At 67.9% G+C, this 24,744-nt stretch carries 25 protein-coding genes; 2 read left to right on the forward strand and 23 right to left on the reverse strand.

The window, feature by feature from the left end:
* The first annotated feature begins 80 nt into the window (after positions 1-80).
* Complete coding sequence (locus AB4070_RS03530) at positions 81-1,280, forward strand: hypothetical protein (RefSeq protein ID WP_441978909.1); 1,200 nt, start codon at positions 81-83, stop codon at positions 1,278-1,280.
* A gap of 69 nt (positions 1,281-1,349) precedes the next feature.
* Here AB4070_RS03530 and AB4070_RS03535 read toward each other — a convergent pair whose 3' ends face one another.
* From AB4070_RS03535 to AB4070_RS03610, 16 genes are all read right to left on the reverse strand, one after another.
* Positions 1,350-1,703: an RNA polymerase-binding protein RbpA gene (locus AB4070_RS03535; protein WP_017830291.1), complete on the reverse strand. Its 354-nt coding sequence runs from the start codon at positions 1,701-1,703 to the stop codon at positions 1,350-1,352.
* Positions 1,703-1,951, reverse strand: a complete 249-nt coding sequence (gene secG, locus AB4070_RS03540) for a preprotein translocase subunit SecG (RefSeq protein WP_017202783.1) — start codon at positions 1,949-1,951, stop codon at positions 1,703-1,705. The genes AB4070_RS03535 and secG overlap by 1 nt, the downstream gene beginning before the upstream one ends.
* An 81-nt stretch (positions 1,952-2,032) precedes the next feature.
* Positions 2,033-2,824, reverse strand: a complete 792-nt coding sequence (tpiA, locus tag AB4070_RS03545) for a triose-phosphate isomerase (protein ID WP_282848425.1) — start codon at positions 2,822-2,824, stop codon at positions 2,033-2,035.
* Positions 2,815-4,029, reverse strand: a complete 1,215-nt coding sequence (locus AB4070_RS03550) for a phosphoglycerate kinase (protein ID WP_441978910.1) — start codon at positions 4,027-4,029, stop codon at positions 2,815-2,817. The genes tpiA and AB4070_RS03550 overlap by 10 nt, the downstream gene beginning before the upstream one ends.
* Before the next feature lie 10 nt (positions 4,030-4,039).
* The gene (gap, locus tag AB4070_RS03555) at positions 4,040-5,050 is read right to left on the reverse strand and encodes a type I glyceraldehyde-3-phosphate dehydrogenase (protein ID WP_193761921.1); all 1,011 of its coding nucleotides are present in this window, start codon (positions 5,048-5,050) and stop codon (positions 4,040-4,042) included.
* 115 nt (positions 5,051-5,165) lie between these two features.
* Positions 5,166-5,792 (reverse strand): superoxide dismutase, encoded by a 627-nt coding sequence (locus AB4070_RS03560; RefSeq protein ID WP_025105027.1) that lies wholly within the window; start codon positions 5,790-5,792, stop codon positions 5,166-5,168.
* Positions 5,793-5,977: 185 nt separating this feature from the next.
* On the reverse strand, positions 5,978-6,955 hold the full coding sequence (whiA, locus tag AB4070_RS03565) for a DNA-binding protein WhiA (protein WP_017830285.1): 978 nt from the start codon (positions 6,953-6,955) through the stop codon (positions 5,978-5,980).
* Positions 6,956-7,022: 67 nt separating this feature from the next.
* Positions 7,023-7,895 (reverse strand): RNase adapter RapZ, encoded by an 873-nt coding sequence (gene rapZ / locus AB4070_RS03570; RefSeq protein ID WP_046749271.1) that lies wholly within the window; start codon positions 7,893-7,895, stop codon positions 7,023-7,025.
* A 34-nt stretch (positions 7,896-7,929) separates the two neighbouring features.
* Positions 7,930-9,834, reverse strand: a complete 1,905-nt coding sequence (gene uvrC, locus AB4070_RS03575) for an excinuclease ABC subunit UvrC (protein WP_441978911.1) — start codon at positions 9,832-9,834, stop codon at positions 7,930-7,932.
* A complete protein-coding gene (uvrA, locus tag AB4070_RS03580) occupies positions 9,834-12,722 on the reverse strand; it encodes an excinuclease ABC subunit UvrA (protein WP_113680975.1) in 2,889 nt (962 codons plus the stop codon). The genes uvrC and uvrA overlap by 1 nt, the downstream gene beginning before the upstream one ends.
* Before the next feature lie 9 nt (positions 12,723-12,731).
* The gene (locus AB4070_RS03585) at positions 12,732-13,328 is read right to left on the reverse strand and encodes a hypothetical protein (RefSeq protein ID WP_441978912.1); all 597 of its coding nucleotides are present in this window, start codon (positions 13,326-13,328) and stop codon (positions 12,732-12,734) included.
* Positions 13,325-14,638 (reverse strand): DUF58 domain-containing protein, encoded by a 1,314-nt coding sequence (locus AB4070_RS03590; RefSeq protein ID WP_441978913.1) that lies wholly within the window; start codon positions 14,636-14,638, stop codon positions 13,325-13,327. Before AB4070_RS03590 ends, AB4070_RS03585 begins: the two co-directional genes overlap by 4 nt.
* Positions 14,635-15,606 (reverse strand): AAA family ATPase, encoded by a 972-nt coding sequence (locus AB4070_RS03595; protein ID WP_441978914.1) that lies wholly within the window; start codon positions 15,604-15,606, stop codon positions 14,635-14,637. Before AB4070_RS03595 ends, AB4070_RS03590 begins: the two co-directional genes overlap by 4 nt.
* Complete coding sequence (locus AB4070_RS03600; protein WP_441978915.1) at positions 15,603-16,076, reverse strand: hypothetical protein; 474 nt, start codon at positions 16,074-16,076, stop codon at positions 15,603-15,605. Before AB4070_RS03600 ends, AB4070_RS03595 begins: the two co-directional genes overlap by 4 nt.
* Entirely contained in the window at positions 16,073-16,828 is a 756-nt protein-coding gene (locus tag AB4070_RS03605) for a DUF4129 domain-containing protein (protein WP_441978916.1), read from the reverse strand. The genes AB4070_RS03600 and AB4070_RS03605 overlap by 4 nt, the downstream gene beginning before the upstream one ends.
* Positions 16,829-16,899: 71 nt before the next feature.
* On the reverse strand, positions 16,900-17,343 hold the full coding sequence (locus AB4070_RS03610; RefSeq protein ID WP_193761926.1) for a MarR family winged helix-turn-helix transcriptional regulator: 444 nt from the start codon (positions 17,341-17,343) through the stop codon (positions 16,900-16,902).
* 45 nt (positions 17,344-17,388) lie between these two features.
* Between AB4070_RS03610 and AB4070_RS03615 the strand changes: the two genes are divergently transcribed.
* Positions 17,389-17,631 carry a hypothetical protein gene (locus AB4070_RS03615; protein WP_105724504.1) on the forward strand — a complete coding sequence of 81 codons (243 nt, stop codon included), beginning with the start codon at positions 17,389-17,391 and terminating at the stop codon, positions 17,629-17,631.
* 56 nt (positions 17,632-17,687) lie between these two features.
* On the opposite strand, the gene AB4070_RS03620 is transcribed toward AB4070_RS03615, so the two are convergent.
* Genes AB4070_RS03620 through AB4070_RS03650 form a run of 7 tightly spaced genes read right to left on the reverse strand, consistent with a single transcriptional unit; the run spans position 17,688 to position 24,710 of the window.
* A complete protein-coding gene (locus AB4070_RS03620) occupies positions 17,688-18,038 on the reverse strand; it encodes a TfoX/Sxy family protein (protein WP_441978917.1) in 351 nt (116 codons plus the stop codon).
* Between the two features lie 13 nt (positions 18,039-18,051).
* Positions 18,052-20,124 carry an excinuclease ABC subunit UvrB gene (gene uvrB / locus AB4070_RS03625; protein WP_046749425.1) on the reverse strand — a complete coding sequence of 691 codons (2,073 nt, stop codon included), beginning with the start codon at positions 20,122-20,124 and terminating at the stop codon, positions 18,052-18,054.
* Between the two features lie 47 nt (positions 20,125-20,171).
* The gene (locus tag AB4070_RS03630) at positions 20,172-20,963 is read right to left on the reverse strand and encodes a GNAT family N-acetyltransferase (protein WP_441978918.1); all 792 of its coding nucleotides are present in this window, start codon (positions 20,961-20,963) and stop codon (positions 20,172-20,174) included.
* Positions 20,964-20,975: 12 nt separating this feature from the next.
* Positions 20,976-22,193: an MFS transporter gene (locus AB4070_RS03635; protein WP_441978919.1), complete on the reverse strand. Its 1,218-nt coding sequence runs from the start codon at positions 22,191-22,193 to the stop codon at positions 20,976-20,978.
* The gene (coaE, locus tag AB4070_RS03640) at positions 22,190-22,789 is read right to left on the reverse strand and encodes a dephospho-CoA kinase (RefSeq protein WP_441978920.1); all 600 of its coding nucleotides are present in this window, start codon (positions 22,787-22,789) and stop codon (positions 22,190-22,192) included. The genes AB4070_RS03635 and coaE overlap by 4 nt, the downstream gene beginning before the upstream one ends.
* A 32-nt stretch (positions 22,790-22,821) precedes the next feature.
* Entirely contained in the window at positions 22,822-23,400 is a 579-nt protein-coding gene (locus tag AB4070_RS03645; protein ID WP_441979032.1) for a CoA-binding protein, read from the reverse strand.
* A gap of 5 nt (positions 23,401-23,405) precedes the next feature.
* Entirely contained in the window at positions 23,406-24,710 is a 1,305-nt protein-coding gene (locus tag AB4070_RS03650; RefSeq protein WP_441978921.1) for an O-acetylhomoserine aminocarboxypropyltransferase/cysteine synthase family protein, read from the reverse strand.
* Between the last annotated feature and the right edge of the window lie 34 nt (positions 24,711-24,744).

Here is a 24,744-nt window from a genome sequence, read left to right on the forward strand (position 1 = left end):
GCCTTCCGCATTTCCGGACGCGTCGTCGAATACGCTGACAGCATCGCTGAACGCAGGCTCCGACCGGAAGGCATCATCGAATGGGTCAGTCGCCCCTCGACGGCGGGCATCAGCTTCCCGTCGCTTTCTCGTCCGGGGCCCCCTCCGCGTCGACGCGGTCGCGACGGAGGAGACGGCCGGGGCTCGTCATCGGCCTGCTCGGCGGCGCCGCGCTGATCGCGGGGCTGGCCATCGTGCAGGTGAGCGCGAACCTCGGGTACGACGACGCCGCGTCCCGCTATGAGAGCGCAGCACAGACGACGTCGACCGCGAAGACGAAGCTCCGCGCCGACATCGCTGAACTGCGGACCGTCGTCGACGCAGCGGGGCAGGTCGTCGCAGGGGGTGATCAGCCGATCTCCGTGCCCGACGAGCTGCACGCGAGCTTGGCCTCTGCCGTCGAAGGCGGCACCGCCACCGCGTCCGACGCGGAGGGCGTGGTCGCCGTGGAGATCGGTGCACTGGGCGAGAAGCCCGACTGGTTCTGGGAACTGTTCGGCGCCACCGCGGCGCTCGAGCAGCGACGTGACGAGGTGGATGACCTGTCCGTCGAGCTCGCCGACGCGGCCGGCGACATCTCGTCGGCGCACACGGCGATGACGGAGAGCGGCCTCGCGGTGATCACGACGGCCGGAGCGGCTGCGTCCGGATTCGAAGCGGCCCATCTGTCAGCACGCAACGATGCGGTGATCGCCTTGCGCGACGCTGCCGCCGATGCAACCGCCGCGACGACGCTCGACGAAGGCACCGCAGCCGTCTACCTCGCCCTGCAGACCGCGGCAGCGCAGGTCGTCGCCACCGAGAGCGAAGAGCTGGCGGAGAAGGCGGGCCCGCTCCTGAATGCCCGGCTCGAGATCGAAGCGTTCGCCCGCTCCCTCGCTCCCGGCGTCCTCCTCGACTTCGATTGGGCGCCGGTCGTCAGCGGCGCCGGTTACAACGGCAGCATGGGCGGCTACACGACCTGGTGGTGGGGCGATTCGGGGCGGGCGACCATCGCGTTCTCGAACTCGGTCGCCGAGCAGTGGCCGGCCGTTCGCAGCAAGGCTCTGATCGCGCACGAGGTGGGGCACGCGATCAGCGTGAGGTGCCAGAGCATGTACGACTCCTCCACGCAGGACAGCATCGAGAAGTGGGCGACGGCGTGGGCCATCAGCATGGGCTACACCGATGATGCGAACGGCGTCTGGGCGTACGGGTACCCGCCGCAGAGCTACATCGATGCGGCGGCGGGCTGCCGCTGACCGCCGCCGCCTGATACGGAAGAAGCCGCCGCGATCGCTCGCGACGGCTTCTTCGGTGTCAACTCGAGGTCACTGCCCCCGACGCTCGCGCAGCTGCGTGAGCGCGTCGTCGAGCAGCTGGACTGCTTCCTCGTCCGTGCGGCGTTCCTTCACGTAGGCGAGGTGCGTCTTGTACGGCTCCGCCTTCGCGAGCGCAGGAGGATTCTCCTTGTCACGACCGGCGGGGAGCCCGGACTGCGGGTGGTCGATCGTCTCCGGGATCTCTTCCTCGGGAAGACCGGCGGCGAAGTAGCGGACGGTCTCGTTGCCGAGTCCATCCCAGTAGGAGACCGCGATGCGGTCGGCGTGATAGCCGTGATCCTGCTCGCCCATGGGGCCGGAACCCACGCGGGTGCCGCGGATCGCGTTTCCACCGGTAGCCATCAGATGACCTCGAATTTCGTGATGAGGCCCAGCGCGACGATGGAGACGAACCATGTCAGAGCCAGGACGACGGTGAAGCGGTTGAGGTTCCGCTCCGCGAGACCGGAAGAGCCGACCGCAGAGGTCATGCCCCCGCCGAACATGTCGGAGAGGCCGCCGCCGCGGCCCTTGTGCAGGAGGATGAGGAGGGTCAGCAGAACGCTGGTGATGCCCAGCACGACCTGCAGGACGAACTCGAGAATTGCCACGAGAAAGAGCCTTTCGCTGGGGCCGGAGCGCCCCCGTAACGGTCAAGTATACGGTGCAGCGGGGCCGAAGCCCCGCCGCACTCACACGCCGACGTGCTTCTCGAAGCGGATGATCGCGGCGAACTCGTCGACCACGAGGCTTGCGCCTCCGACCAGCGCGCCGTCGACATCGGGCTCGCGCATGAAGCTGGCGATGTTCCCCGACTTCACCGAGCCGCCGTAGAGGATGCGCGTGCGCGCTGCCGCGTCGTCGCCGAGAACCTTCGCGATGACCGCACGCAGAGCTGCGCAGACGTCCTGCGCCTGCTGAGGAGTCGCCGCCTGACCGGAGCCGATCGCCCACACGGGCTCGTACGCGACGACGATGTCCGCCTTCGGCGAGACTCCCTCGAGCGCTGCCTCGAGCTGCGAGACCGGAACCGCGCTGGCACCGAACTTCTCGAGGTCGCCAGCTGTCTCGCCCACGCAGATGACCGGTACCAGGCCGTGCTTGAGCGCTGCCTTGACCTTGGCCGCCACGACATCGTCACCTTCGGAGTGGTACTCACGACGCTCGGAGTGGCCGATGATCACGTACTTCGCATCGAGCTTCGCCAGGAACGCTCCCGACACCTCGCCCGTGTAGGCGCCCGAGTCGTGTGCCGAGACATCCTGCGCTCCGAGCGCGAACGGGATCTTGTCCGCGTCGATGAGGGTCTGCACGCTGCGGATGTCGGTGAACGGCGGGAAGACCGCCACCTCGACGGATCCGTCCTCGTGCTTCGCATCCTTCAACGTCCAGTGCAGCTTCTGCACGAACGCGACCGCCTGCAGGTGGTCCAGGTTCATCTTCCAGTTTCCCGCGATCAGCGGGGTACGAGAGTTCACGCCCATCCGAGGACCTCCAGCCCAGGTAGTTTCTTGCCCTCGAGGAACTCGAGGCTCGCGCCGCCACCGGTCGAGATGTGACCGAACTGGTCGTCACTGAAGCCGAGCTGACGCACGGCTGCAGCGGAGTCTCCCCCGCCGACGACGCTGAGGCCGTCGACCTCGGTGAGCGCTTGCGCGACGGTCTTGGTGCCCGCTGCGAAGGCGGGGAACTCGAACACCCCCATGGGGCCGTTCCAGAACACGGTCTTCGACTCGCGGATGACCTCGGCGAAACGTGCCGCCGTCTCCGGACCGATGTCGAGCCCGATGCCGGAGGCACCGAACGGCGTCGACTCGATCGCGTCGGCCGCGGCGACTTCGTGCGCGGCGTCGGCGCCGAAGGACGCGGCCACGACGACGTCCGTGGGGAGCACGAGCTCCACGCCGCGTTCCGCCGCTTCCGCGATGTACCCGCGCACCGTGTCGAGCTGATCCTCTTCCAGAAGGCTCGAGGCGACGGCGTGCCCCTGGGCCTTGAGGAAGGTGAAGAGCATTCCGCCACCCACCAGGATCTTGTCCACGCGCGGGAGCAGGTGCGAGATGACGCCGAGCTTGTCGCTGACCTTCGAGCCGCCGAGCACGACCGCATAGGGGCGCTCGGGGTTCTCGGTCAGGCGGTCCAGCACGTCGAGCTCCGCGGCGATCAGCAGACCGGCCGCCGACGGGAGCAGCTCGGCGAGCTCATAGACGCTGGCCTGCTTGCGGTGCACGACGCCGAACCCGTCGGAGACGAGCACGTCGCCGAGTTCTGCGAGCTCGGCTGCGAAAGCGGATCGGGTCGCATCGTCCTTCGAGGTCTCCCCCGGGTTGAACCGCAGGTTCTCGATCACGACGACCCCGCCGTCCTCGAGCGATGCGACGGCCTCCTTGGCGGATTCGCCGACCGTGTCGCGCGCGAACGCGACCGGGGCACCGAGCAGCTCGGACAGCCGCTGAGCCACCGGCTCGAGGCTGTACTGCGGGTCGGGCGCACCGTCGGGCCGGCCGAGGTGCGAGCACACGACAACACGGGCGCCCGCGTTGATGAGTGCGTTGAGGGTCGGCAACGAGGCGCGGACACGGCCATCGTCCGTGATGATCCCATCCCGCAGGGGGACGTTGAGATCACAACGGACGATGACGCGCTTGCCCTCGAGCGACCCCAGGGTGTCCAGGGTGCGCAGAGTCATGTGTCTGAGCTTAGAGGCGCTCGGCCACGTACTCGGTCAGGTCGACGAGACGGTTGGAGTAGCCCCACTCGTTGTCGTACCAGCTGGAGACCTTGATCAGGTTGCCGCTGACGTTGGTCAGCGTCGAGTCGAAGATCGACGAGTGCGGGTTGTGCACGATGTCGCTCGAGACGATCGGGTCCTCGTTGTACTGCAGGTAGCCGGCGAGGCGACCCTCGGCAGCGGCCTTCTTGTAGGCCTCGTTGACCTCGTCGACCGTCAGGTTCTCGCGGTCGGTGATGAGGGTGAGGTCGACGATCGATCCGGTGGGAACCGGAACGCGGTACGAGGAGCCGCTCAGCTTGCCCTGGAGCTCCGGGAGCACCTCGCCGATGGCCTTGGCCGCACCGGTCGAGGCCGGGGTGATGTTGATCGCGGCGGCACGGGCACGACGGAGGTCGCTGTGCGGGCCGTCCTGCAGGTTCTGGTCGGCGGTGTACGCGTGCGCGGTCATCATGAATCCGCGGTCGATGCCGAACGCGTCGTTGAAGACCTGAGCCAGCGGCGCGAGGCAGTTCGTGGTGCAGGACGCGTTGGAGATGATGTGGTCGGTCTCCGGGTTGTACGTGTCCTCGTTCACGCCCATGACGAACGTGCCGTCGACGCCCGTGCCGGGTGCCGAGATGAGGACCTTCTTCGCGCCGGCCTCGATGTGCTTCTTGGCGAGCTCGGCCTTGGTGAAGAAGCCGGTCGACTCGATCACGATGTCGACGCCCAGCTCGCCCCACGGGAGGCCTGCGGGGTCGCGCTCGGCGAATGCCTTGATGGTCTTGCCGTTGACGGTGATGCTCTCGTCGTCGTAGCTGATCTCGGCGTCGAGGACGCCGCCCACCGAGTCGTACTTCAGCAGGTGCGCCAGGGTCTTGTTGTCGGTGAGGTCGTTGACGGCGACGATCTCAAGGTCTGCTCCCTGCGCGAGAGCCGCGCGGAAGTAGTTGCGTCCGATGCGGCCGAAGCCGTTGATACCGATCTTGACAGACACTCAGGTCTCCCTGTTTCTCGTGCATCGCACGCGGCTTTCCAGCGAGCGTGAGGTGCGGGGTTTTTTGGCTGAGAGGGCGTCCCGACGAGCCGTGGCCCGTCGGGACGCGACCCGATTACGACAGTACCAGCAGGCCGTTCGTCTGCTGACGGGCGACCTCGAGACGCTGGGCGACGTTCTCCCAGTTCGCGATGTTCCACGCGGCCTTGACGTAGTCGGCCTTCACGTTGAGGTAGTCGAGGTAGAAGGCGTGCTCCCACATGTCGAGCTGGAACAGCGGGATGGTGCCCTGTGCCGTGTTCGACTGCTGGTCGAAGAGCTGCTGGATGATGAGGCGCGAACCGATCGAGTCCCAGCTGAGCACCGCCCAGCCGGAGCCCTGGATGCCGGTGGCTGCGGCGGTGAAGTGCGCCTGGAACTTCTCGAACGAGCCGAAGTACTCGTCGATCGCGGCCTTCAGCTCGCCCTCGGGCTGTCCTCCGCCGTTCGGCGAGAGGTTGGTCCAGAAGATCGAGTGGTTGACGTGACCGCCGAGGTTGAAGGCGAGGTCCTTCTCGAGCTTGTTCACGTTCGCGAGGTTGCCGCTCTCGCGAGCCTCGGCGAGCTGCTCGAGAGCGGTGTTCGCGCCGGCGACGTAGGTCGCGTGGTGCTTGTCATGGTGCAGCTCCATGATCTTGCCGCTGATGTGCGGCTCGAGGGCTGCGAAGTCGTAGGGAAGGTCGGGGAGCGTGTAGGTCGCCATATCGCTTTCATCCAATCCGCGCCGCGCCGCGGCGCTTGCCGATCCTCCGCGCCGCCGATGTGCGGCGTAGAGCGGACGTGATTCATCCTACTGACGACAACGCGGCTGCGGTCCCGATCCTTCCGCCGTATGACGAAGACCCGCCGTCCGGATGCCGGACGACGGGCCTTGGTCGAGGATGCGGATCAGACGTCGAGTCCGACCGGGACCGCGGCTTCCGTTCCGGGAATGCCCTCCTGCTGCGCGCGCTTGTCGGCCATCGCCAGCAGGCGGCGGATGCGGCCGGCGACGGCGTCCTTCGTCAGTGGTGGGTCGGCATGATGCCCCAGCTCGTCCAGGCTGGCGTCACGGTGGGCGAGGCGGAGCTCTCCGGCCACCTTCAGATGATCGGGGACCTCGTCGGCCAGGATCTCGAGGGCACGCTCGACACGCGCGCACGCGGCCACGGCGGCCTGCGCGGATCGGCGCAGATTCGCGTCGTCGAAGTTCACCAGGCGGTTGACGCCGGCTCGCACCTCGCGGCGCTGGCGAAGCTCCTCCCAGGCGATCGCGGTCTTCTGCGCTCCCATCTCGTTCAGGATGGTGCGGATGGCCTCGCCTTCGCGCACGACCACGCGCGGCATACCGCGCACCTCACGAGCCTTCGCAGCCACTCCGAGTCGATGCGCGGCGCCGACGAGAGCCATGGCCGCCTCCGAGGACGGGCAGACGACCTCGAGCATGGCGGAGCGTCCTGGCTCGCTCAGGCTTCCGGCCGCGAGGAACGCGCCGCGCCACAAGCCTGCTACCTCGGCCCGGGAACCGGTGGTGAGCCGGTTGGGAAGCCCACGGACGGGCCGTCGACGCTGATCGAGCAGACCCGTCTGACGGGCCAGGGTCTCGCCCTGCGCGATGACGCGCACAGCCCAGCGTGCACCGTCGTTCGCGGTGCTCGACTGCACCTGGGCGATCTCCGGGCGCACGCCGTAGATCTCGGCGAGGTCGCGGGCGACGCGTCGTGCGAGAGTCTCGGCATCCACCTCGGCCTCCACGGCCACGCGGCCGGCGATCGAATGCAGACCACCGGCGAACCGGAGGATGGCGGTCACTTCCGCGACTCGCACCGTCGGGGGTGCGTTGCGGATGCTGACCAGCTCGGCCTTGACGTCGGTGGTTAGTGCCACGACACTCCTTCACGTTCACGCGCCGGATCGCGACGCAAACGTCCAGCTTACTCGGCCGGACGGCCCGCTACTCTCGGCCCAGATCCCGGTGACGGACGTTCACGGCCACTCCGGGGATCGCAGCGAGGCGGCGCGCCAGCTCTTCCGACATCGCCACGGAACGGTGCTTCCCGCCGGTGCAGCCGATCGCGATCGTCGAGTGGCTCTTGTTCTCGCGCTGGTATCCCTCCAGCACGGGCACCAGCGCCTTCGAATAGGAGTCCAGGAACTCCATCGCGCCTTCGCGGGAGAGGACGTACTCGCGCACGGGCTCGTCCTGTCCTGTCTGACCGCGCAGCTCCTCGTTCCAGAACGGGTTCGGCAGGAATCGCATGTCTGCCACGATGTCGACGTCGGTCGGAAGCCCGTACTTGAATCCGAAGCTCAGCAACGTGACGCGATGCCGCGCCTCGCCCTCCGCCGAGAAGATGTCGGAGACGTGCGTGGCGAGCTGGTGGATGTTGAGCATCGAGGTGTCGATCACCAGGTCCGCGCCTTCGCGGATCGGAGCGAGGCGCTCACGCTCGGTGCGGATGCCGTCGAGCAGAGTCCCCTCCCCCTGCAACGGATGCGGTCTGCGCACGGACTCGAATCGACGCACCAGCACGTCGTCCGACGCGTCGAGGAATAGCACGCGGACGGAACCACGGGAACGCAGCGCACGCGCCACACCGGGGAAGTCGTCAAAGAGGTTGCGTCCACGGACGTCCACGACGGCGGCGACCTTGGGCAGCGCCGTGCCACCCATGTCGGTCAGATCGAGCAGAGGGCGCAGGATCTGCGGGGGCAGATTGTCGACCACGTACCAGCCGAGGTCCTCGAGTGCGTTCGCCACCGTCGTCCGACCTGCGCCGGACATTCCCGTGACGATGAGGAACTCGCCCTTTTCCCCGTCAGACATCGCTCAGTGCTCCCTCTCCCCCTCGGCTTCCAGCCTAGCGAGTGGAGAGGTGCGTGTGGATGTTCTGGGCGAGCACGGGTCCGATCCCCTGGACCTCTTCGATCTGCCCCGGTTCTGCCGCGCGAAGCGCGGTGACCGAGCCGAAGTGCTTGAGCAGCACCTTGATGCGCGCGGCACCGAGCCCCGGAACCTCGGCGAGGACGGAGCCGATGTCGTTCCGCCGCTTCCTGCGCTGATGCGTGATAGCAAACCGGTGTGCTTCGTCGCGAAGCCGCTGCAACAGGTAGAGGGCCTCGCTCGTGCGCGGAAGGATCACCGGGAAGTCCTCGCCGGGAAGCCAGACTTCTTCGAGTCGCTTGGCTATGCCGCACACCGCGATCTCGGTGTGTCCCGCGTCACGGAGTGCCCTGGCCGCCGCTTCGACCTGAGGCTGTCCGCCGTCGACCAGGAGCAGCTGCGGTGGATACGCGAAGCGGGGCTTCCGGCGTGCTGTGGCCTCTCCGACGTCTTCCCCGACGACCTCGTCTGTCGTCGGGTCGACCATCTCCGGCTCTTCGGGGCGGTCGAGGTAGGCCAAGCGACGACGGAGCACCTGATACATCGAGTCGGTGTCGTCCGTGGTCTCGGCGATGTTGAACGAGCGGTACTGGTCTTTGCGGGGAAGGCCGTCCTCGAACACCACCATCGAGGCGACGACATTCGTGCCGCCGAGGTGCGAGATGTCGAAGCACTCGATCCGCAGCGGCGCTTCGTCCATTCCGAGCGCCTCCTGCAGGTCGGTGAGCGCCTGCGTGCGGGCGACGTAGTCCGTCGTACGCCGCGTCTTGTGACGGATCAACGCCTGCTGCGCGTTCAAGGTCGCCGTGCGCATGAGATCTGCGCGTTGGCCGCGTTGCGCCACCGCGATCTCGACCTTCTTGCCGCGCCGCTCACGCAGCCACAGTTCGAGCTCCGCGGCGTCGTCGGGCAGCGTGGGCACCAGGATGCGGCGCGGCACGTCCTGCGCTTCGCCGTAGGCCTGCTGGAGAACCTGCTCGACCAGTTCGCCGCTGGAGATGTCGATCTCCTTCTCGATCGTCAGAGCGCGCACACCACGGACCCTGCCGCCGCGGATCACGAAGTGCTGCACCGCCGCCGCCAGCTCATCCTCGGCGATGCCGAACAGGTCGGCGTCCTCATCGCTGGGGAGCACGAGCGCACTCTTGCCCAGCACGGCTTCGATGGCCGAGAGCTTGTCCCGGTACTTGGCTGCTGCCTCGTAGTCCATCGCCGCCGACGCGGCCAGCATCCGCTTCGTGAGCTCGCGCGTGAAGCGCTCATCACCACCGGCCATGAAGGCGACGAAGTCGTCGACCATGGCGCGGTGCTCCTCGATGCTCACCGTCATCGAGCACGGACCACCGCACTTGCCGATCTGGCCGGGGAAGCACGGCCTGCCCGTCTGCATGGCGCGACGGTAGCTCGAGTCGCTGCAGGTGCGGATCGGGAACGCCTTGATCATCAGGTCGATCGTCTCGTGCACGGCCCACACCTTCGGGAAAGGGCCGAAGTAGCGAGCGCCGGGGATCTTCCGGTTGCGCGTGACGATCACACGCGGTGCTTCGTCCGCGAGCGTGACAGCCATGAAGGGGTACGACTTGTCGTCCTTGTACCGCACATTGAAGGGCGGATCGAACTCCTTGATCCACATGTACTCGAGCTGCAACGAGTCGACATCGGTCGGGACCACGGTCCACTCGACGGAAGACGCCGTCGTGACCATGCGACGGGTCCGCTCGTGAAGGGTCCGCAGCGGCGCGAAGTAGTTCGACAGCCGCTGGCGGAGGTTCTTCGCCTTCCCCACGTAGAGCACGCGACCGGCAGAGTCGCGGAACCGGTACACGCCGGGGTCGGTGGGTATCTCCCCCGCCCGCGGCTTGTACGGCAACACGTCGGCCATCAGCTGGCCTTCCGCGCGGAGCGCCCCTCACCCAGGATCTCGGCGAGGAAGAGACCGGTGTGGCTCTCCTCGACGCGCGCGATCTGTTCCGGGGTGCCCGTGGCGACGATCTGTCCGCCGCCCGAACCGCCCTCAGGGCCGAGATCGATCACCCAGTCCGCCGACTTGATCACGTCGAGGTTGTGCTCGATAACGATGACGGTGTTGCCCTTGTCGACCAGTCCGTTGAGCACCTCGAGGAGCTTGCGGACGTCTTCGAAGTGCAGACCCGTCGTCGGCTCGTCGAGCACGTAGATGCTGCGTCCGTTGCTGCGTCGCTGGAGCTCGGTCGCGAGCTTGACGCGCTGCGCCTCTCCCCCGGACAGGGTCGTCGCCGACTGGCCGAGTCGCACGTACCCGAGCCCGACGTCGACGAGCGTCTTCATGTAGCGGTGGATCGCCTGGATCGGCTCGAAGAACTCAGCTGCCTCCTCGATCGGCATCTCGAGCACCTCGGCGATGTTCTTGCCCTTGTAGTGCACGGCGAGCGTGTCGCGGTTGTAGCGCTTCCCGTGGCAGACCTCGCAGTCGACGTACACGTCGGGCAGGAAGTTCATCTCGATCTTGATGGTGCCGTCGCCCGAGCAGGCCTCGCAGCGGCCGCCCTTGACGTTGAAGCTGAATCGGCCGGGCTGATAGCCGCGGACCTTCGCTTCGGGAGTCTCGCTGAACAGGGTGCGGATGCGATCGAACACGCCCGTGTACGTAGCAGGGTTCGACCTCGGGGTGCGACCGATCGGCGCCTGGTCGACGTGCACCACCTTGTCGAGGTTGTCGAGTCCGGTGACCCGGGTGTGCTTGCCTGGGACGGTTCTCGCACCGTTCAGTCGCGACGCCAGCACCTGGTAAAGGATGTCGTTGACGAGAGACGACTTCCCGGAGCCACTGACCCCGGTGACTGCGGTGAGGACGCCGAGCGGGAAGTCTGCGGTGACGTTGCGGAGGTTGTTCGCCCGAGCGCCCACGACGCTCAGCATCCGCTTCTTGTCGATCTTCCTGCGCTTCTTCGGCATCGGGATCTCGCGGCGGCCGGACAGGTACTCCCCGGTCATGGACTCGGTGTCGGCGAGCAGCGCGGAGTACGGCCCCGAGTGGACCACCGCGCCGCCGTTGACGCCGGCACCAGGGCCGATGTCGACGACCCAGTCCGCTGCTTCGATCGTCTCTTCGTCGTGCTCCACCACGATCAGCGTGTTGCCGAGGTCGCGCAGCGTGAGCAGCGTCTCGATCAGACGGCGATTGTCGCGCTGATGCAGACCGATCGACGGCTCGTCCAGCACGTAGAGGACCCCGGTCAGTCCGGAGCCGATCTGCGTCGCGAGACGGATGCGCTGCGCCTCACCACCGGACAGCGAGCCCGCCGAGCGGCTGAGGTTGAGGTAGGACAGTCCCACCTGCAGCAGGAAATCGAGACGCAGGCGGATCTCACGCAGCACCTGAGCCGCGATCTTGGCTTCACGCTCGGTGAGCGTGAGCGTCTCCATGAAGGCACGCGCGTCGGCCAGGCTCAGGTGCGAGACCTCGGCGATCGAGTGTCCGTGCACCTGCACCGCGAGGACCTCGGGCTTGAGCCTGTCGCCGTCGCACACGGGGCACGGCACCTCGCGGAGGTACTCCCCCCAGCGGTTGCGCTGGTTGTCCGACTCGGCCTGCAGGTACTGGCGCTCGATGTACGGCACCACACCCTCGAAACCCGAGGTGTAGCGCATCTCGCGACCGTAGCGGTTCTTCCATTTCACGGAGACCTTGTAGTTCTCGCCACGCAGCACAGCGTTCTGCACGTCGGAATGCAGTTCACGCCACGGAGTGTCCAACGAGAAGTCGAGGTCGTTCGACAGTCCTTCGAGCAGCCGCTCGTAGTACTGGAACAGCCCCTTGCCCTGCGTGGTCCACGGGATGATGACGCCCTCGCGGATCGAGAGGTCTTCGTCACCGAGCATCAGGTCGACGTCGACGGACATGCGCGTGCCGAGGCCGGAGCATGCGGGGCAGGCTCCGAACGGCGCGTTGAACGAGAACGTGCGCGGCTCGATCTCGGTGAGCGTGAGGGCGTGGCCGTTCGGACAGGCGAGCTTCTCGGAGAAGGTCTGCCACGCGTCGTCGCCCTCGCCATCGACGTAGTTGATCTGCACCACACCGCCGGCGAGTCCCAGAGCGGTCTCGACCGAGTCGGTCACTCGTCCCAGGATGTCGTCGGATGCGACCAGGCGGTCGACCACCACGGCGATGTCGTGCTTGTAGCTCTTCTTCAGAGTGGGAGGCTCGGCCAACTGGATGAGGTCGCCGTCGACGATCGCGCGTGAATATCCCTTCGCGCCGAGTTCACGGAACAGGTCGACGAACTCGCCCTTCTTCTGAGAGACGATCGGCGCGACCACCTGATACCGCGTGCGCTCGGGGAGCTCCATGAGCTGATCCGCGATCTGCTGCACCGTCTGACGCTGGATCCGCTCGCCGCACTCGGGGCAGTGCGGGATGCCGATGCGCGCCCAGAGCAATCGCATGTAGTCGTAGATCTCGGTGATCGTGCCGACCGTCGACCGCGGGTTGCGGTTGGTCGACTTCTGGTCGATCGAGACGGCCGGGCTCAGCCCTTCGATGAAATCGACGTCGGGCCGATCGACCTGACCGAGGAACTGGCGCGCGTACGCGCTCAGCGATTCGACGTAGCGGCGCTGCCCCTCGGCGAAGATCGTGTCGAACGCGAGGCTGGACTTTCCCGATCCGGACAGGCCGGTGAACACGACGAGCGAGTCGCGGGGAATGTCGATGTCGACGTTCTTGAGATTGTGGACGCGGGCACCGCGGACACTGAGTTTTCCGGGGGAGGCAACGGGGACGATGGGCACCGGACAAGTCTACGAGGGGCCACGGACATTGGCTCCGTCGTGCCGCACCGCGATGCTCTCCCCCTCCGCCCCTTCGGACTCTCGGGGGTGAGCGTCCGCTCTCCGGGCGGCGTGCAGGGCCAGCAGGACGCCGCCGGCGAGCGCCGCGGCGGCCAGCGGTGCGAGCGGGGTGAGCCCGTGCACGACATCCGAAGGCGCAAGCAACCACACGGCGAACACGAGGGGCTGCGCCAGCAGCTGGATGACGAGGAGTCGCGCAAGGCTCGGACCCAGAACGGGAAGCGCGACACGCGAGGAGATCGGGATCACGAGACTCAACGATGCGAGCACATGGATCGCGTGCACGAGCAGGACGGCCAGGGCGCTGCGCCCTGGATCCGGGTCCGTCAGGAGGACGCCGAACACGAGGCATGCGGCTGCCAGCCAGGCGGCCAGGGACCGCGGGAGCACGACGGCGAGCACTGAGGCGATCACGGCCACGCCCTGCCAAAGCGGAAAGGGGACGAGCACGAGCGCCCCTCCCCACGCGATACCCACCACCAGCAGTCGGACGACGATCCCTGGAACGGCCGCCCGCACCCGGAACGATCGGAGCCGGCGCCTCATAGCCGTCCCATCCGCATCCGCTGCTGGCGAAGAGCAGCGAGCCGCAGCGCGACGTCGACATCGGATTCCTTCCATCTGACGACCTCGACGCCGGCGTGCCGGAGTTCGACGAGGATGTCGGAGCGCTCCGCCAGCAGGGTGCGCAACGCGATGCGCTGTTCGCGGGTGAGTCTGCTTCCCTCCGGTGCGGGGAGGACGTCGACGGCGACCACGGCATGGCCTGACGCCCGCCAGCGAGTGACCAGCTGAGCGGCGGCACCGTCGAAGAACGTGGAGAGCACGAAGATGATGGATCCCGGCGGCACGACCGGAGACCGACGATACCGGGAGTCGTCCGCACTCTGGCCCGTCGCCGCGATCACGTCGCGAAGGCGGGCGAGGTGACGCGGGCCGCCGCCGGAGGGAAGGCTGCGGCCACCGTGCGACAGCGCGTGGTACGACACCCGGTCGCCGACACCGATCGCAGCGGTCGCGATCGACAGCGCGGCTTCACGGGCGTGATCCAGCGAGGTGACGCCCGACCGGTCGGCGTCGTCCGTTCCCCAGGAGGCGACGACCGCTCCCAGGTCCTCCGCGGTGTCGATCGCGATCACCACCGACGAGTCGCTGAGGGCGGCTGTGCGTCGCACGAGCAGGTCGCCGGGTCTACGGGCGGCGCGCGCGGTCGCCCGCCAGTCGACACGGCGCAGCTCGTCACCGGGGGCGAACGGATGGATGTCGCGGAAATCGCCGCCCTGGCCGGGCCGAGATCCCTCGTGGGCCCCGTGCAGGCCCGTGAGACGTGGCGCGACCGGCAACTGCCCGATGTGTACCTGCCTCGGGGGCGTGTGCCACTCCAGTGCGACGCGAGGTGCGACCTCCGAAACCCAGGCGCCGTCGAGAGCCGCCCCGCGGGCCGTCACGCCGACGAGCTCGACAGGACCCGAGTGCTGCAGACGGTTGCGCGATGCGAGGACGGAGCGCCCTGGCAACACGTCGGCGACCCCGGACCGACGTTCCTCCTGATCGACCGTGACCTGGAGCCAGCCGGTATCGAGGTCGGCGTCCACCGCCCCCACCACATCCGACGAAGGGGCCGCCCCCTCTGGTCGTGCCCGCAACTCGATCGACAGCACGCCGTCGCGGGGACGGCGCAGCAGCGCCCACACTGTCGCCAGTGCGAGAGGGAGACCGATACCGACCACGTCGGGCCGAGAGAACACGAGGCCGACAGCTGCGACGATCGCGGAACCCGCGAGTCCTATCGCGATCACAGGCGTCCGATTCCAGCGCACGCGCGAGCGCGCCGCGATGCGGACCGACTCGGTCACCGCAGCGCAGCCACTGTCGGTGGGACCGGAGTCCCCTCGACCACCGTCGCGACGACCGAACGAGGATCCACACCCTGGGCCCAGGCCTGCGGCGTCAGGGTGAGTCGGTGAGCGAGGACGGACCCCGCGATGCGCTTGATGTCGTCCGGTCGGACGTAGTCGCGATCATCCAGGGCGGCGAGCGCCCGGCCGAGCAGGACGAGAGCCTGTGAACCCCGAGGAGAGGCACCGACGGCGACGTGCGCCGCGTCCCGGGTGGCCCTCGTCAGCTCGACGCAATACCTCGCGACATCGGCATCGACGTGGATCCGTTCGACCGCCGCCTGGATCGCGAGGAGCCCTGCGCCGTCGACGACGGGCTCGACGGAGGCATCCTGGCTCTGCCGTCGCACGCGGTCGAGGATGATGCGGGTCTCATCCTCCGGCACGGGGTAACCGACCGCGAGCCGCACCATGAAGCGGTCGAGCTGCGCCTCGGGAAGTGCGTACGTTCCCTCGTACTCGATGGGATTCGACGTGGCGATCACGTGGAAGGGACGAGGCAGGGCGAAGCTGTTGCCCTCGACCGTCACCTGATGCTCCGCCATCGCCTCCAGCATCGCCGATTGTGTCTTGGGCGTCGTGCGGTTCACCTCGTCGGCAAGGAGCAATCCGGTGAAGATCGGCCCAGGCCGGAACACGAACTCGCCGGTCGCCGGTGCGTAGACGTAAGAGCCCGTGACATCCCCGGGAAGCATGTCCGGGGTGCACTGCAGACGTCGGAAGTCGAGGCCGAGCGCCGAGGCCAGGCTCCGCGCGGCGAGCGTCTTCCCGAGGCCGGGCACGTCTTCGAACAGCACATGGCCGCCAGCGAGGATCGCGGCGAGGGCGATCGTGAGAGGCTCGTCCATCCCGACGACGGCTCCACGGACGCTGTCGAGCACCCGGCGCCCGGTCTCGGCGATCTGCGTGGTCTCCTGGCTGGTCATCCGGGCTCCTCCATGTCGTTCGGGATTCGGTCGATCGCATCGAGCACCATCTCGATGTCGGTGCGCTGCACCTCGCGACGGTGAAGGGCGGCGCGCACCCCCTCGCCGAGGAGTGCGTCGATGCGTGCGTGCTGTGCGGGGTCGTCGAGGTCGAGACCGTGCAGCGCGAGGCGTCTTCGCAGCACCGCCTGCACGCGACGCACGACCACGTGTCCGGCGACCCCCGTGCGGGTGTTGATCGCCCATGCCATGCGGGAGACCTCGGAGCCGTGCGAACTGCGGCTCGGCTCTTCCGGAGGCCACTCGGGACCGACCTCGATGAACTCCTGACGGCAGGCGAAGACCACTGCAAGGGCGAGGATCATCCAGGCGAGCACGAACGGTTCGGGGAATCCCAGCTGTCCGAGCAGGAGGAGCACGCCCGCAGCGCCGACGACACCGACGCTCACGACGAGGACGCGTCTCTTCATCGCCACCCCTCCTGGATGCCGCGAAGACACTCGGCAGCTCGGGCACGATCGTCTTCGTCGGCATCGTGACCGCCGAAGCGGACGCGTTCGTAGAGGCCCAGCAGGGTGACGACGTCGTCGGTGATCCCGGCGCGCCTGCCGATGATGCGCACGGTGAACTCTGACGGTGTCTCGTTGACACCGCGCCCCGCACCGGCGTCCGCTGCGGATTCCTCCAGTCCCACCCACGCCGCCACGATGCTGTCGCCGGGTCGGGACCGGTCATCGACCGTCCGCAGCGCCTCCGCGATGCCGCGCCGGATCGTCGCCTCGTCCGGGTCGACCCCGACCGCAGGCGCTGCGACGACGTGTGCATCGAATCCCGACGTCGCTCGGCGCGAGAGAGGACGGTCGCGCCAGAGGCCGACGAGGTAGCGGATCAGGAGGCGGGCGCCGAAGAACACCATCGCGAGCACGGCGGCGAGGACGAGCGCGGCGAGGACGTATCCGATGATCGCGAGCAGCGGAGAGTCCTCCGGTGGATCCATCGGCGGGGGTGCGGTCTCCGCCGGCGCCGTCGGCCCCGTGCCCTCGCCGGCCCGTGGCTCGGCATCGGCGAGCCATCCCCCGAACTGCGGGAGCCCCTGCGCCGCTGCAGCGAACATGATCGTCGCGAAGAAGCCGGCGATCGCGATGAGCGGAAGCAGCAGTATTCGTGGGCGATTCGACCTGGCAGGCTCAAGCACCGGGACCGAGGGCTCGGAGCGGGGCATGCCCCCACCCTAGGGGCTGCGCCTCCCCCAGCCCGCCATCACCTCCGGCAGCGTCAGACGCCACCGGCAGGTCAGCCGAGGTCAGGACGGCGCCCGGCGAACGGGCCGAGACCGTCGCGGAGCGCCGCGATCTCGTCGATCCCCATGCCGACCGCGGCCATCACCTGGTGCGGGACTTCCACCGCGCGCTCGCGCAGCGCAGCGCCCGCCGCCGTCAGAGTGATCTCGAGTCGCCGCTCGTCCTCGGTGCTTCGCTGGCGCGCGACCAGCCCGTCGGCCTCGAGCCTCTTCACGAGCGGGGACGCGGTGGCGGGCTCCATGGCCAGGTCTACGGCCAGGTCGTTCAGCGTGCGAGGAGCTCGTTCCCAGAGCGCCAGCATCACGAGGTACTGCGGGTGCGTCAGGCCGAGGGGCTCGAGGATCGGTCGATACAGGGCGACGACGTTGCGCGCCGCTGTCACCAGGGCGAAGCAGAGCTGGTTCTCGAGCCGGAGCAGGTCGTCGGTGGGGGTCACAAGGGAGACTATACATCTGCACTAATAGTTAGTACACTAATCAACATGGCACAGGACTCCGACCGCCCGCCCCTCCGCACTCGCATCCGCGAAGCAGGAGGACTGTACTCCTGGGTGAACACGAACCTCATCCGGTTCGCAGGACCCGCCTCCGTCGGCCCGTACGAGAAGACGCCCCCGCCCAGCGCGGCCGAGCGGGCCGAACGCGCCTGCCCTCTCTGCGGGGCTCCGATGACGCAGCACGAGATCGACCGCTCCGGGCCCAAGACGCTGGTGCACTGCCCCTAGAGCGAGCGGCCGCCCCGCGCCCTGGCACGCGGTCGTTGAGAGCACGGGGCTCCGTGTCAGCCCTGCTCCGAGTTCTCCGCCCTCGAAACGGCGGACTCTCGAGCGACATCGAGCCAGAACATGAGCGCTGTGTCGTCCTCGATCGCCGCCTGCGAAACGTCGAGCCACCCCGAACTCATGGTGCGCGCCCCCATCACCGCACGTGCCGCACCTGGCTCGGTGAGCAGTGCGGCGCCGTCTTCATCCGTCACACGGACCAGCAGCACTCCCCCGGGCCGCGCGCCCACCAGGATGTGCCCGTCGTCCAGGAACGCTCTCGTACCGAACATGCGCCGCTCTTCGATCTCGGTGTCCGTTCCGAGCAAGGCGCGCACACGATCCGCCAGCTCGTTCCCCGCAGCGTCCATCGTTCATCCCCGCTTACGCGTGTCCGGCGCGCTCCATGGCGCGGAGTTCCTTCTTGAGATCCTGCACCTCATCGCGCAGGCGCCCGGCCAGCTCGAACTTGAGCTCCGCGGCAGCCGCGAGCATCTGGTCGGACAGATCCTGGATGGTGGCCTCGAGTTGCTGCGCGCCCTCGGCGGCGATCCCGGTACGGCGCAGGTTGGGCGTCGGCGATTTGCCCTTGCCCGTCGCGCGGCCACGACCCGAGAGCATCTCCGCCGTGTCGGCGCCTTCACGTGCCAGCACCTCGGTGATGTCGGCGATGCGCTTGCGGAGCGGCTGCGGGTCGATGCCGTTCTCCTTGTTGTACGCGACTTGCTTCTCCCGACGTCGGTCGGTCTCCTCGATCGCCTTCGTCATGGAGTCGGTCATCTTGTCGGCATACATGTGCACTTCACCGGACACGTTTCGTGCCGCACGGCCGATGGTCTGGATCAGAGACGTGCCCGAGCGCAGGAACCCCTCCTTGTCGGCGTCGAGAATCGCCACAAGGGAGACCTCTGGGAGGTCGAGGCCCTCACGCAGCAGGTTGATACCCACGAGAACGTCGTACACGCCAGCGCGCAGCTCGCTCAGCAGCTCGACGCGGCGCAGCGTGTCGACGTCGGAATGCAGGTAGCGGACACGCACACCGTGCTCGCCGAGGAAGTCGGTGAGCTCTTCGGCCATCTTCTTGGTGAGCGTCGTGACGAGCACACGCTCGTCACGCTCGACCCGCACGCGGATCTCCTCGAGCAGGTCGTCGATCTGCCCCTTCGACGGTTTCACCACGATCTCCGGGTCGACGAGGCCGGTCGGGCGGATGATCTGCTCGACGACGCCGTCGGCGATCCCCATCTCGTACTTTCCGGGAGTGGCCGAGAGGTACACCGTCTGTCCGATGCGGTTCTTGAACTCGTCCCAGCGCAGCGGACGGTTGTCCATCGCGCTCGGAAGACGGAACCCGTGGTCGACCAGCGTGCGCTTGCGAGAAGCATCGCCCTCGTACATCGCGCCGATCTGCGGCACGGTCACGTGCGACTCGTCGATCACGAGCAGGAAGTCGTCGGGGAAGAAGTCCAGCAGCGTGTGCGGAGGCTCACCCGGCATGCGACCGTCCATGTGACGCGAGTAGTTCTCGATGCCGGAGCAGAAGCCCAGCTGCTGGAGCATCTCGAGGTCGAAGGTCGTGCGCATGCGCAGACGCTGCGCCTCGAGGAGCTTGCCCTGACGTTCGAACTCGGCGAGGCGCTCTTCCAACTCGTGCTCGATCGTGCCGATGGAGCGCTGGATAACGTCGGTACCGGCCACATAGTGCGATGCCGGGAAGATCGGCACGGCGTCGAGCTTCTCGATGACCTCACCGGTCAGGGGATGCAGCGAGTACAGCGCCTCGATCTCGTCGCCGAACAGCTCGATGCGGATGGCGTGCTCTTCGTAGACGGGGATGATCTCGATGGTGTCTCCGCGCACACGGAAGTTGCCCCGCGAGAAGTCGACATCGTTGCGGTTGTACTGCATGGCGATGAACTGACGGATGAGCGCATCGCGGTCATAGCGCTCCCCCACCTGGAGGGCGACCATGGCCCGCAGGTACTCTTCCGGCGCCCCGAGTCCGTAGATGCAGGACACGGTGGAGACCACGATGACATCGCGTCGGCTCAACAGCGAGTTGGTCGTCGAATGCCGCAGTCGCTCGACTTCGGAGTTGATCGACGAGTCCTTCTCGATGAAGGTGTCGGTCTGCGGTACGTATGCCTCCGGCTGGTAGTAGTCGTAGTACGAGACGAAGTACTCGACAGCGTTGTTGGGCATGAGCTCGCGGAACTCGTTCGCGAGCTGGGCGGCCAGGGTCTTGTTGTGGGCCAGCACGAGGGTGGGGCGCTGGACCTGCTCAACCAGCCAGGCCGTCGTCGCGGACTTTCCCGTACCCGTCGCCCCGAGCAGCACCACGTCCGTCTCACCGGCATTGATGCGCGCCGCCAGATCGGCGATGGCCTTCGGCTGGTCTCCGGCCGGCTCATACTCGCTGATGACCTCGAAGGGGCGGACACTGCGCGTGGGTTGCATACCTCCAGCGTATGCCGCCCCTCCGACATCGAGGCCGTCGCGCAGGATCAGCCTCGCACGGGAGCCCACACGTACGGCGTCGTCGTCGACACCTTCACCAGTCCCGACCGCTCCAGGATCGGGCGCGAGAACTCGGTGGAATCGGAGTGGAGGTAGCGGACCCCGCGCGCGAGAGCCGACCGCGCCCGCTCCGCCGTGAGAGCGCGGTAGATGCCGCGGCCTCGCCACTCCGGGACCGTCGCACCGCCCCAGAGACCGGCGAACTCGGTGCCGGCCACCGGCTCGAGCCTCCCGGCGCTGATCACCACGTCGTCCACGACAGCGATCCACAGCTCGGCAGAAGGGTCTTCGCGCAGGTGCACGACGAGCTCCTCCGATCTCGAACGCCAGTCGGGGTCATCGAAGACGCGACCCTGCATCTCACCCGCCGCGAACACGTCGGCACCACTGCGGCTCCGCCTGATCGTGACGCGCTCAGGAACGTCGACGTGCCGCGCGAGCGGAGCGGCCTCACCGATCATGATGGACTCCGGCTCCTCCGGCACGAAGTCGCGAGCGACAAGAGCGTCGTGCAGGCCGGGAGCACGATCGTGAGCGCGGGTCTTCCACTCGACCGACCTCACCTCCGGACGCCCCCCGAAGTGGTCGACCGCCGCGCCGACCAACAGCGCGACGTCGTCCGCCTCCACGTCGCCGAGCTGGGCATACGTGACGAAGCCGCGTCCGCCGGGGAACGTCGCCATGAGGAGCGGTCCGTGCGCCGCTGCGCTCGACGCCCCCGCGATCTCAGGATCTCTGCGGAGCTGACGGTCGTACGCTTCCAGGAGCTGCAGCTGCATGATGAGATCCTCTCAGAGGGCGGGCCGGCCGCTCTCCGCGCCGCGGAGAGCGGCGACCGCCGCGAGCGCGGCAGCACCGCACATCGCGACGATGACGGCGACGAACCAGCCCCAGGTCGTCGCACCGAACACGAGACCGAGCAGCCACCCGAACACGCTCGACCCGGCGTAGTAGGCGAAGTAGTACAGCGAGGATGCCTGCGCCCTGCTGGCGGGGTCGGCCGCGACGGGCGTCCACCCCGAGGCGATGGCGTGGGCGCCGAAGAACCCCGCGGTGAACAGCACGAGCCCTGCCAGGACGAAGCCGGCCATCGGAAGCAGCAGCAGTGCGGCCCCTACGGCCATCACTCCGATCGAGGCGAGCAGGACCGGGAATCGCCCAGCCCGCGAGGCGAGCGCCCCGGCCCATGGCGAGGACACCGTGCCAGCCAGGTATGCCAGGAACAGCAGGGTGACCAGCCAGGCGGGAAGGAGGAACGGTGCGGCCGAGAGATGGAACCCGAGATAGTTGTACACCGCGACGAAGGCACCCATCAGCAGGAATCCCTGCGCGTACAGGGCCCACTGCAGCGGTGAGCGCAACGGCGCACGCAGCTTCGCCAGGATGCCCGGCCCTCGATCGACGCGCAGACGACCGGGGACGAATCCTCTGGCGCGGGGCGTGAGCCAGAGGAACAGCACGGCGGCGAGCGCGCACATGACCGCGACAGAGAGGATGCCGGTCCGCCAGCCTCCCACTTCCCCGATGATCCCCGAGACGATGCGCCCGAGCAGTCCACCGACCGTGGTCCCGGCGATGTAGCTCCCTGCGGCAGTGGCGGCGTGACGTACTTCGACCTCTTCGCTGAGGTAGGCCAGTGCCACTGCGGGTACAGCCCCCAGCGCCATCCCCTCCGCGAATCGCAGGACCAGCAGCACGGCGATCTCCCCGCTCAGCGGAGCGACGAGGCCCAGTCCCGTGGCTGTGAGCACCCCGGTGGCCATGGCCGGCACGCGGCCGATGCGATCGGCCACCATCGACCAGGGGATGACGGCCAGCGCCAGGCCGAGTGTGGCGGCCGACACACTCAGCGCAGCCGTCGCCGGCGTGACCGAGAGCTCGGTCGAGATCTGCGGCAGCACGGCCTGGGCCGAGTACAGCTGGGCGAATGTCGCGACCCCGGCGAAGAACAGACCGACGAGGAGCCGGCGGTACTCGCGTGATCCCGGGGCGTGACCCGCGAACGTCACCGCGAGCTGATCCGGTGCCAGAGGGCGTCGGCCTGCTCGATCGTGCTCTCCACAGTGCCCGACGTATCGATCACGACGTCGGCGATCGCGAGACGACGGTCGTCGGATACCTGGGCGTCGATACGCTCCTGAGCTGCGCGCTCACTCATGCCGCGCAGCTCGACGAGCCGCTCGCGGCGCACATCAGCCGGCGCATGCGCGACGACGATGAGATCCCACGGATCGTCCACCCTCGCCTCGACCAGGAGCGGCACGTCGTAGACGACCACGGCATCCGCGTCGCCGCGGAGGGCCGCATCGAAGCGTCGCTGGGATTCCTCACGGACCGCGGGGTGGACGATCGCGTTGAGCTGCGCGAGGAGAGCGGCATCGCCGAACACCTTCGCACCGAGCGCCGCCCTGTCGAGTGAGCCGTCCGGGGAGATGACATCGTCGCCGAAGGTCTCGGCGATTCTGACGAGCACCGGCGAACCGGGAGCCTGCACGTCGCGCACGATCTGATCGGCGTCGACGATGACGGCACCGTGCTCGGCCAGGCGGCGGGCGATGGTCGACTTCCCGGAGGCGATACCGCCGGTGAGTGCGATGAGAGGCATGCGGTCAGTCTAGGCTTCGCCCCCGACGCGACTCATCTCGCGCGCAGCTGGCGGCGGGAGCTGATCACACCGGTATCGAAGCCGGCCAGGTGGAGTCCGCCATGGAACCGCGCGTGCTCGATCTTGATGCAGCGGTCCATCACCACGGACAGCCCCGCGCCCTCGGCGATCGCCGCGGCATCCTCGTTCCATGAGCCGAGCTGCAGCCACAACGTCTGCGCGCCCGCCTCGATGGCCTCCTGCGCCACGCCGGGAAGGTCGTCGTGGCGTCGGAACACGTCGACGATGTCGGGCACGACGGGCAGGTCGCTCAGGGTCGCGTAGACGGGCTGCCCGAGGATCTCGGTCTCCCGCGGGTTCACCAGGTACACGTCGTAGTTCGTGCTGGAGAGCAGGTACGTCGCCACGAAGTAGGACGCGCGGGCGGGATTGTTCGATGCCCCGACGATCGCGATCGACTTCGCGCGTCGCAGAAGGCCGAAGCGCTCCTGCTGGGTCGGTCCGCTCCAGGTCCGCCCCGACACAGCGACCGCGACGGGTGTCGCACCGGGCAGCGCACACGCCGCTGCATCCGTCACGGCAGGCAGCGCGCAGGCATCGCCCGTGCTCATGGTGCTCATCGGTTCGCTCCCGTCGCCGTGGTGAGGGCCTGGTCGAGGTCCCAGATGATGTCGTCGGAGTCTTCCAGACCGACCGAGATGCGGATGAGGTCAGGGCGCACACCCGCGGCGACCAGCTGATCCTCGGTGAGCTGCCGGTGCGTCGTCGAGGCCGGATGGATCACGAGGGTGCGCGCGTCGCCGATGTTCGCGAGGTGCGAGGCCAGTTGCAGGTTCTCGATCAGGGTCTCCCCCGCCGCGCGACCGTCCGGCGCCGCGACGCCGAACGTGAAGACCGAGCCGGGACCGAGAGGCAGGTACTTGGCTGCGCGTGCGTGGTGCGGGTGTCCTTCGAGCCCGGCCCACGTGACGTAGGCCACACGAGGGTCCGAGGCGAGCCAGTCCGCGACGACCCGGGCGTTCGCGAGGTGGGCGTCTATGCGCTGCGGAAGCGTCTCGATCCCCTGGAGGAGGTTGAACGCCGACTGCGGGCTGAGCGCGGGGCCGATGTCACGCAGTTGCTCGGAACGGAGCTTGGTGAGGAAGCCGTACTCGCCGAAGTTGTCCCACCACTTGATGCCGCCGTACGACTCGACGGGTTCGGTCATCTGGGGGAACTTGCCGTTGCCCCAGTCGAAAGCGCCCTTCTCGATGACGACGCCGCCGAGGGTGGTCCCGTGCCCTCCGAGGAACTTCGTCACGGAGTGGATGACGATATCGGCGCCATGCTCGAGCGGGCGAGCGAGATAAGGCGTGGCGAGCGTCGCGTCGACCACGAGCGGGACACCGGCCGCGTGGGCGATCTCGGCGAGCCCTTCGATGTCGGCGATCTCGCCCGAGGGATTGCCGATCATCTCGACATAGACCACCTTCGTCTCCGGACGGATCGCGGCGGCGAAATCCTCGGGATCGGTCGAGGCGACGAACGTGGTCTCGACCCCGAAGCGACGCAACGTGACGTCGAGCTGCGTGACCGTGCCGCCGTAGAGCTGGGCGGCGGCGACGACATGGTCGCCAGCACCGACCAGGGCCGCGAACGTGATGAACTCCGCGCTCATGCCGGAAGCCGTCGCGACGGCGCCGATTCCGCCTTCCAGGGATGCGAGTCGCTCTTCGAGAGCCGCGACCGTGGGGTTTCCGATACGCGAATAGATGTTGCCGTACTTCTGCAGGGCGAACAGGTTGCCGGCATCCGCGGCATCGTCGAAGACGAACGAGGTGGTCTGGTAGATCGGTACCGCTCTGGCTCCGGTTGCGGCATCCGGCGTTCCCCCCGCGTGCAGGGCTCTGGTGCGAAATCCGAAGCGGTGCTCTTCGGTCATGATGTCCTCGATTCAGGAGCGGAGTTCAGGGGCG

This window comes from Microbacterium sp. 2RAF4 (genome assembly GCF_052115285.1).
Taxonomy (GTDB): domain Bacteria; phylum Actinomycetota; class Actinomycetes; order Actinomycetales; family Microbacteriaceae; genus Microbacterium; species Microbacterium oxydans.